At 40.3% G+C, this 9,238-nt stretch carries 6 protein-coding genes; 2 read left to right on the forward strand and 4 right to left on the reverse strand.

Going from position 1 to position 9,238, the window contains the following annotated elements; translation table 11 throughout:
* Nucleotides 1-49 precede the first annotated feature (49 nt).
* From M3N64_RS13225 to M3N64_RS13235, 3 genes are all read right to left on the reverse strand, one after another.
* Nucleotides 50-1,843 carry a glycoside hydrolase family 13 protein gene (locus M3N64_RS13225; RefSeq protein ID WP_249103655.1) on the reverse strand — a complete coding sequence of 598 codons (1,794 nt, stop codon included), beginning with the start codon at nt 1,841-1,843 and terminating at the stop codon, nt 50-52.
* Nucleotides 1,843-3,546 carry a glycoside hydrolase family 13 protein gene (locus M3N64_RS13230; RefSeq protein ID WP_249103658.1) on the reverse strand — a complete coding sequence of 568 codons (1,704 nt, stop codon included), beginning with the start codon at nt 3,544-3,546 and terminating at the stop codon, nt 1,843-1,845. Before M3N64_RS13230 ends, M3N64_RS13225 begins: the two co-directional genes overlap by 1 nt.
* 217 nt (nt 3,547-3,763) lie before the next feature.
* Nucleotides 3,764-4,717, reverse strand: a complete 954-nt coding sequence (locus M3N64_RS13235; RefSeq protein ID WP_249103660.1) for a LacI family DNA-binding transcriptional regulator — start codon at nt 4,715-4,717, stop codon at nt 3,764-3,766.
* 229 nt (nt 4,718-4,946) lie between these two features.
* On the opposite strand from M3N64_RS13235, the gene M3N64_RS13240 reads away from it, so the two are divergent.
* Together M3N64_RS13240 and M3N64_RS13245 are read left to right on the forward strand one after the other, a co-directional pair.
* A complete protein-coding gene (locus tag M3N64_RS13240; RefSeq protein ID WP_249103663.1) occupies nt 4,947-6,314 on the forward strand; it encodes an MATE family efflux transporter in 1,368 nt (455 codons plus the stop codon).
* 501 nt (nt 6,315-6,815) lie between these two features.
* On the forward strand, nt 6,816-8,729 hold the full coding sequence (locus tag M3N64_RS13245) for a S53 family peptidase (RefSeq protein WP_249103667.1): 1,914 nt from the start codon (nt 6,816-6,818) through the stop codon (nt 8,727-8,729).
* Nucleotides 8,730-8,894: 165 nt separating this feature from the next.
* On the opposite strand, the gene M3N64_RS13250 is transcribed toward M3N64_RS13245, so the two are convergent.
* Nucleotides 8,895-9,238 (reverse strand): asparagine synthase-related protein (locus M3N64_RS13250; RefSeq protein ID WP_249103671.1); only part of this gene is annotated, 344 nt, incomplete at its 5' end.

Here is a 9,238-nt window from a genome sequence, read left to right on the forward strand (position 1 = left end):
TCGTTTACAACGACTGTTTTCATGTTACCGATAACAGGATATGAGCCACTCAGGATTTTGTTTTGAGAACGGTAAAACCCTGTGCAGGAACATCGATTTTTTTCGTCTCGATCTCCTTACTATTCCAAATGTCTGTATATGAGTGATCTTCTTTTAAAGAAACACTGGCTTCCTTATCTCCATGATTAAAGATAAAAATCAACGACTGATTGCCTAGTTCTCTACTGAAGTGCAGTACTTTCTTCGAGGAATCATTGGTCTCCAACCAGTCAAGGCTCCCTTGTGAAAGAATAGAGTGATAGTCATTACGCAACTTTATTAATTTCTTTGTAAATTGAAGCATATCTAGGTCTTGCTTCTCTTCATCCCAAATCATACATTTACGGCATAACGGATCATTGCCGCCGTCAAGTCCAACTTCTGTTCCATAATAAATGCATGGTGAACCTGTTTGCGCAAACAAGAATGCAAGTGCCTGTTTCACTTTTTGAGCATCGCCCTTTGCCAAGGTCAAAATTCGGGCAGTGTCATGACTGTCTAGAAGATTAAATGCTGCTTCATTGACATTCCGACTGTATTTCATAAAGTGTCCATTCAGGCTACTGATCAATTGTGAAGAATCAATCTTATCTTCAATAAAGAAATTAATAATTGATTTTGTTAACGGATAGTTCATCACACTGTGAAATTCATCGCCTTGAAGCCAGTTCCATGCATTATGCCAAATTTCACCGACAATATACAAGTCTTCTTTTTCTTTCAGGACTGCCTGATGAAACTTTTTCCAAAAAGCATGATCTACTTCATTAGCGACATCCAGTCTCCATCCATCGATATCAAACTCTCTAATCCAATATGTTGCAATGTCTAATAAATAGTTTTGTACTTCTGAGTTCGCTGTGTTTAATTTCGGCATGGTCGTAGTAAACCCAAAAGCATCAAAAGATAGCGACGGTTTACCATCAAAATTGCCATTTTCTCCATCGCGTACAGGGAATGAATGAATATGGAACCAATCTTTGTAGACTGATTTCTGCTCATTCTCGATGACATCCTGCCATTGCTTTGATTTACTGCCGATATGATTAAAAACGGCATCAAGCATGATCCGAATGCCTCTTTTATGAGCTTCCTGAACTAATGTACGAAATGTTTCTTTGTCGCCGAAATGCGGATCAATAGTGTAATAGTCTAAAGTATCATATTTATGATTTGTAGGTGATTTAAAGATTGGATTTAGGTAAATACCGCTAATTCCCAGATCTTTTAAATAATCTAAACGATTAATAATGCCCTGAATATCGCCGCCAAAAAAATCATCTCGATCAGGATCTTTCGAACCCCATGGCAATACATTCTCTGGGGATCGATCAGGATCTCCGTTATCAAATCGTTCCGGAAAAATCTGATACCATACTGTAGACTTTACCCACTCTGGTGTTTTAAACAAATCTATTTCGTGAATATAAGGGAATTTAAAAAAGTTATCGGGAACTGAAAATGTGACCTGGTCATTTGGTAAGAAATCACGATCACCATAGAACACAGACTCTCCATTTGAATCTGTAAGTACAAATGCATACTGCAAGCGTCGATACTCAGGTTTGATGGCAATGAACCAATAATCATGAAAATTGGTCGTCGCACTTTTTTTCATCTCAGCTCGGTGACTTACCCATTGATATTCCCCGTCAACTTTGATATTTTCATACGGATCTCCATAGATAAAGACTACAGATTGGATATCATCTTTCTTGGAACGTACTTTAATATGCATCGTTTCTTTATCATACGGATATGCGTATGAACTACATGGTTGATGATAGATTGCTGACTTTTCCATTACATACCCTCCTCTTTATTCTTTACTAATACATAGCACTCATAAGGAGCTAACTGTCTGTTGGTTTCTTCGTACTTAATTTTGCCCAGATTATTCAGTAAACATGTCCACGATGAAAGATCTGGCTGATCAATAAACTGCGGCTGATTCGAAAAATTACAGATAACAAGAGCTGTCTTCCCTGCTTCCTGGCGTTCATAAGCATAGATAAATTGATTTTCTACATCTAGAATACGACATGATCCTTCAATAAATAGTTGATGATTCGCTCTTATCTTCAAAAGACTGCGGTAATAATTGAGAATAGAATTAGGATCATTCTCCTGCTCTTGGACATTGACCCGATGATCATCCTTATTAACCCCTAACCATGGGCGCGTTGCAGAAAATCCGGAGTAAGAACTCGTGTCCCATTGCATCGCGCCGCGCGATGTGTGTTTTGATCGTGTGTACACACAATGCATCATCTGTTCGTAGCTATACCCCAGTTTCAGAAGATGAGCTGCTGATGCTGAAAGTGACGAATCATGATAATCTTCAACTTGTTCCAGTTTTAAATTGGTCATGCCAATCTCTTCTCCTTGAAAGATAAATGGCATACCCCAATGCAGGTACATGAGTGTTGCGAGCATCTTCGCACGTTCATTACGATAGCGGCCCGGATCACCTAATCTTGATAGCATACGCGGCATATCATGGTTATTTAAGAATAACGCAGGCCATCCTTCTTTATATAGCTCTTCTTGCCAATGCTTCATTATTTTTCGAAAAGATATTAAATCAAAATGCTCTTCCTGCCACTCTTTAGGAAGTCGGGTATCCCCGCTAAATGTAACCGCATCCAAATGTTTGAATGAAATAACACAATCACATTCTTTGCGGTCTTGTTTGGTGTATCGTTTCGCTAATTCAACATCTGCTGAAGCAGCTTCACCAATTAAAAGACAATCGGGTTTCATTCGTTTCATTTGTTGACTGAATTCACGAATGAACGCATGTACTTTTGGTAAATTGGCATAACACGGCTCTGCAATCACAAACTCTTCATTTTGGTCAGGATTATTAAAGTCACAAAAGCTCTGATCCTTAGCCAAGTGAATGATTGCATCCAGTCGGAAGCCGTCAATCCCTTTTTCCAGCCAATACCTTGCCATTTTGTAGACTTCAGTTCTGACTCTAGGATTTTCCCAGTTAAGATCCGGCATCTTCTTATCGAACAAGTGAAAATAGTATTGTTTGGTTAAAGGTTCATAAGCCCATACACTTCCGCCAAAGAAAGACGCCCAGTTATTCGGCTCTTTACCATCCTTCCCATCTCGCCAGATATAGAAATCCCTGTACGGATTGTCAAGACTCTTTCTCGCTTCCTGAAACCACGGATGCTGATCCGATGTATGATTAACAACTAAGTCAAAAATGACTTTAAGATTTCGCTTCTTCGCTTCAACAATCAGTTGCTCCATATCAGCATCCGTACCGAACTGCGGATCAATTGCATAATAATCACTTACATCATATCCATTGTCTACTTGAGGAGATTTAAAAATAGGATTAATCCAAATCACATTAACCCCCAAAGATTTAATATAATCCATCTTTTCTACAATGCCTTGAAGGTCGCCAATCCCGTCTCCATTAGTGTCATTGAAACTTTTTGGATAGATTTGATACACGATTGCTTTATGCCACCAAGGCTTATCCATTTACCTCACCTCCTTTACTCCTTAAAATTAGCATGCGCTTTCAAAGATAACAATCACCAATTGCTCTGTTACCGCTAACAAAAATAATAAAGGCGGACCCTGAATAATATGAGTCGCAATTGTCGTAGGTTCATTTACTTAGAAAAGATGACCAAACATTCACAAACAATTAAAGAAAGATCAAACAAGAATTATGAAAAATGAAAGCAACACCAAGTTAAGTTGTTGTAGTATTTCGGATGATTAATTCAGGCTTGTATATTCGGTTTCCTTGTTTCATCCCGTCCTGATCAATTTTATCAAGTAATAGCTTAGCACACGTTTTTCCCATCTCCACAATGGGTTGGCGAATAGTCGTTAACTTTGGCTGTGCGATACGATCCAGAAATACACCGTCAAAACCAGTCACCATCACATCACCAGGAATATTTAGGCCAAGCCTTTGTGCTGCATGGACAACGCCAATCCCTAACCGATCTGATGCACAGACAAAGGCGATACGTTCGTGATTTTTTTGTAATACTTTTTCTGCTTCAAATTGAGCGATATGTGAACTGTTCTTCATCAGATTTATTTGAGGTAACAGCTGCTTCATCTTCATTGTTTCTTCATAACCTTCAATTCTTGAGCGCATGAACGGTTCGTCAATTTCAATACCGTAAAACAAGATTTTTTGACAACCATGATTTAAAATATGTTCCGTTACCATTTGCATTCCCTTTTTATTATCAACATCTACATAGTCATAACCTTTTTTATTTTCCCCAAACAAGATCACAGGCTGCTCAAGATGAGAAATAATATGATCATAATCCGTTTCGCGCATTCCCGTAACGATTAATCCATCACATCTCCCAATGGTATGTGAACTGCGAGTCACAAGCTGCAGTGAGTAATGGCGCTGGTCGAGCTCTATCGCAATTCCAGCCAGCAAATTCATATAATATGGTTCAGTTGTATCCATTTCTTCTAAAATGAGAAATTTAATCACTTGAGTTCGATTATGAACAAGGGCCTGTGCAGCATAATTAGGTACATAGTTAAGTTCTTTCATGGAGTTATAAACTAATTGACGTAATTCGGCTGAAACTTGTTCAGGATGATTAATTACTCGTGACACCGTCATTTTTGAAACAACAGCTTTCCGTGCCACATCAGACAAAGTTGCCATGGCATTCCCTCGCTTCCACTCATTCCATTACAAAATTATTATATCATAATTAATGGTAACCGTTTACATTTAATTCAAAATGATTTATGATATGTGGATGAATCGTGTATATCGTTTTCTCTATTTGGAACTTGTTGAAAAGTGAGGTGAACACCAGTGCTGAATAAACCGCAACGGATAGGTGATTTTCTGCATTTTATCTTATTCATTTCAGTAACTGGTCTGATATTTGAAGACACAAACAATTAATTATCAATCCCAAACCCTTTTCAAAATCACTTGGCCCATTTTTATTGAAATCGCGCTTCGTATGGCGATGGGCATCATCGCAACATTAATGCTTGGCCGTTACTCCGACGCAGCGGCATCAGGCGTCGGCGTCGCAAATCAGCTGTTAAGTCTTTTCATCCTCATTTTTAATGTAACTTCAATTGGCGCAACGATTCTAATCGGTCAAAATCTGGGTGCAAAGCAATACCAACGTGCTGAACAGATCGCACACTCTGTCTTTTTTATGAATTTCTGGTTCGGGGTTATCGTATCCGCTGTTGTCGTCTTGTTCGGCGAGTACTTCCTAGGGTTGTTCCATTTACATGGGATGATTCTCCAAGACGGACTCTTGTTTATCCGGATTTGCGGCGCATCACTTTTTCTTGAATCACTTTCACTCGCGATGAGTGCGATTTTACGTAGCCATGGATTCACAAAAGACGCAATGATTATTACCGTTATTATGGATGGAATTAGTGTGCTTGGAAACGTGATTGCAACAAACGGTCCCTTTGGTCTTCCGATTACAGGAGTCAGTGGTGTATCTTGGGCGATGGTAATCGCTCGGATGTTTGCCATTGTCGCACTTTCACTGGTCATTTGGAAAAGGCTGAATGTAAAATTTTCATTCAAGGACTGCTATCGCGCGAGTCGAAAGAATATCCATGATTTACTTTCGATTGGTGTCCCTTCAGCAGGGGAGATGCTTTCGTATCAATTGTCCCAATTAATCATTACAGCATTCGTTGTCATGATTGGAACCGGTGCACTTGCAGCGAGGATTTATATTCTAAATATCACGATGCTCTGCTTTCTTTTTACCGTAGCGATTGCCCAAGGAACCGAGCTTCTTATTGCTCGGTATATTGGAGGCGGGCAGTCGGAACAAGCCTATAAACGCGGAATTAAAACCGTAATAATCGCGATGGCCTCATCGACACTTGTCTCTATAATTATTGCTCTTTCAGGAGTAGTTATATTAGGCTTATTTACAAAGACATCGGCAATAATCGCCATTGGGCTTCCTGTGCTTTGGATCAATCTTTTTTCCGAACCAGGAAGAGCAATCAATATCGTTTTAATGGGGTCACTAAAATCAGCAGGTGATGTCCGTTTTCCTGTGGTCATTGGCGTTGTTTCAATGTGGCTGATCGCGGTCGGATTGAGTTATTTATTGGGTGTTCATTTTGGTTTCGGATTGATCGGAATTTGGCTTGCCCAAGGAGCAGATGAATGGTTCAGAGGTCTGTTCGCCCTAAAACGTTGGCAATCTCGTCCGTGGGAACACCTCCAATCATTTGTCTTCAGAAAAGCTGTTTCCAAATGATCAAAATCTCTATCTTTTAATATATGGTTTCCTAAGATGTAAATCCGAATAACCACTATAACGTAAAAATGGGGAGAAAATTAATATTTTTCTCTCCATTTCTTTTCATTATTGAGCAAATTTCTCTTCTTTGAAAAATCTCTTAATCATAGATTTTTCCCTATTCTAAATACAGTCCATTATCTGATCCTCATGAATGTTTGACAAGTCTCCCCTTACTTTACCACCCAAGGGTCTTATGAACTATTTTTTTCACTGTACTCCTAGTTTATAGTCGAATCCAAATCAAATTTTATCAAATTTCAGTGACCTTTGACCTATATTGAATAGGTAATATTTCCTGATTTTCTCAAAATCAGTCATTTATTGTCGAAACAATTCGACTTTTTCCGCTTAAACTATGAATCTTTCTGGGTTATGATAGTTTTGTTTCTTATTTTCAGAGAGAAAAGGGAGCATCTTTTCATAGTACTAGATATTTAAATTAGGGAGGATTCGCGTATGATGAAAAAATGGAGCAGGCTATTCACCGCTTCAGCTTTAGCGTTACTGCTTATTTTTGCTTCACTTCCGGCATTTGCCGCAACCAACAGTGAGGATAAGCAACCAACTACGGTCAGCCAGGGTACTGGTCGTGCAGTTCTTGATAATGCCGATTATTTCGGTGATCTACCAGACAACACACCGGTGTCTGTCGACATTGTCTTGAAAGCGAAAAATGAACACTTACTTCAGTCCTATATTGATCGCTCAGTAAATCCAAACAGCGCCTTTTACCACAATTATCTGAGTGTCCACGAATTTGGAAGCAATTTTGGCGCTTCTCCTGCGACAATCATTGCACTGACCCAATACCTCAAAAACTATCATATCAGCACAAAAATTTACGCGAACCACCTGATTGTTTCAGCAAGCGGAACTGCCGGAGATTTTAACAAAGCGTTCAGCGTAACAATCCAGAAAGCAAAATTCAAAGGCCGCAGCTTTCATGCCGCTAAAAACGGACCAAAACTGCCACGTTTCTTAGCAAACAATGTCCTAGCAGTTCTTGGTTTAACAAACTATTCGGAACTAACACCACGCTCAGTCAAACGTCCGCTTAAGCTGACACCAAATGCAAGCGGTGGACCGCTCAGTCTCAATCCATCAGATTTAATCAAGCAATACAACGTTGAACCTTTGTACAGTAAAGGTGCAGATGGAACAGGACAAACAATCGGAATCGTCACTTTGGCAGATTTTAATACGGAAGATGCCTACAGCTTCTGGCAGCAAGAAGGTATTGACGTGAAGCCGGACCGGATTCATAAAAAATTGGTTGACGGCGGATCGGATTGGAACGGTTATGAAGAAACCACACTTGATGTAGAACAATCTGGCGCTTTGGCACCAAAATCTGATATTAATGTCTATGTTGGACCAAATACTGATACCGGTTTTGTTAACGCATTCGCTACGGCGATTGATGAAAACACCGCTTCGCAGATTTCGGTTAGCTGGGGCCTAAGTGAAACAGCAATTACTGCTGCGATCAAAGAACAAACAGAAGATCCTGCCTATGCGCAAGTATTTAACCAACTGTTTGAACAAGCAGCAGCTCAGGGAATTTCTATGTTCGCTTCTGCGGGTGATGCCGGCTCTTATGACGCCAGCCGTGACGCAGGAACATATAATTTGGCCGTAGACAATCCTGCGGACAGTCCATATATTACAGCAGCAGGCGGCACTACCCTGCCTTGGTCGTATACAACACGAACAGGTGTTAAACTCAATGTTTCTTCTGAACGCGCTTGGGGCTGGAATTATCTCTATCCATACTTCGACTCACTCGGTTTGAATACTCCCGCAGGTTGGGCTAGTTACTATTTTGTTGGTGGAGGCGGCGGATTCAGTCAACTATTCGCGACTCCGAACTACCAGAAAGGTGTTTCTGGTGTTGATCAGTATACTGCAGTCCAATTGTGGCAACCGAGCACAGATTTTGGTTCCGTAACTCCGCTTAGCGACTCAAAAATCGTAACCGGTCATGCAACTGGAAGAAACATGCCGGATGTTTCCCTGAACGCGGATCCATATACTGGCTACAAGGTTTATCTGTCCGATCCTGACACACCGGGCAGCAACGCAGGTTTCATTACACTTGGCGGGACAAGCGTCGTTTCACCACAATTGGCCGGTCTTACTGCTCTCATGAACAGCAGCCAAAACGATCGAATCGGCTTCTGGAACAGCCAAATCTATCGTTTTGCAAAACAAAAGAATTCTCCGTTCCATCCATTGAACACGACAGGTGCAGAGAATACTAATCTCTTTTACACCGGGACAGAAGGAACAATCTATAACCAGGGTACAGGTCTTGGTACGATTGATGTTGCATCATTAGCCGACCAGTTCCAAAACCCATTTTCGAAGTGAAAGTAAATAGCTGAGGAGTAATTATTTATCCATTTTCTCGCTCACATAATCTTAGTATCAAAAAAATCTCGATTAGGTTCGTAAAGTCTAACCTTATCGAGATTTTTATATTTGAAATACAAAAGCAAAATATCCCTTAGCTTTTCAGGTCCTTGTAAAGGTTTATCATCTGTCGACAATATTTACATTGTAAGTCTCCAGCCATTCATTCATCTGCGCCATATGGGCGATCAGCTGAGGTCCGGACATCAGCTGGCCGAACCATGGAGCCTTAAATGAATCACCTTTGGTATCAATAAGTGCCTGAAGCTTCTCTTTATCAATCAGTTCGAGCAGCGGCGAACCCGGGTTTTCAATCACCTTTTTCAACCAAGTAGAGACTGCTTCGGTATATTTCGGATGGTAGGTTTTCGGGTATGGACTCTTCTTGCGATAAAGCACATCATCAGGCAGATAGCCTTTAAGTGCCGCCCTCAATACACCTTTTTCATGACCATCAAGCATTTTCA

This window comes from Sporolactobacillus mangiferae (genome assembly GCF_023336505.1).
Taxonomy (GTDB): Bacteria; Bacillota; Bacilli; order Bacillales; family Sporolactobacillaceae; genus Sporolactobacillus; species Sporolactobacillus mangiferae.

What these genes read in the sequence shown, in the direction of transcription:
- M3N64_RS13225 (WP_249103655.1), bottom strand. Translation starts at nt 1,843, where the DNA reads ATGGAAAAGTCAGCAATCTATCATCAACCATGTAGTTCATACGCATAT.
- M3N64_RS13230 (WP_249103658.1), bottom strand. Translation starts at nt 3,546, where the DNA reads ATGGATAAGCCTTGGTGGCATAAAGCAATCGTGTATCAAATCTATCCA.
- M3N64_RS13235 (WP_249103660.1), bottom strand. Translation starts at nt 4,717, where the DNA reads ATGGCAACTTTGTCTGATGTGGCACGGAAAGCTGTTGTTTCAAAAATG.
- M3N64_RS13245 (WP_249103667.1), top strand. Translation starts at nt 6,816, where the DNA reads ATGATGAAAAAATGGAGCAGGCTATTCACCGCTTCAGCTTTAGCGTTA.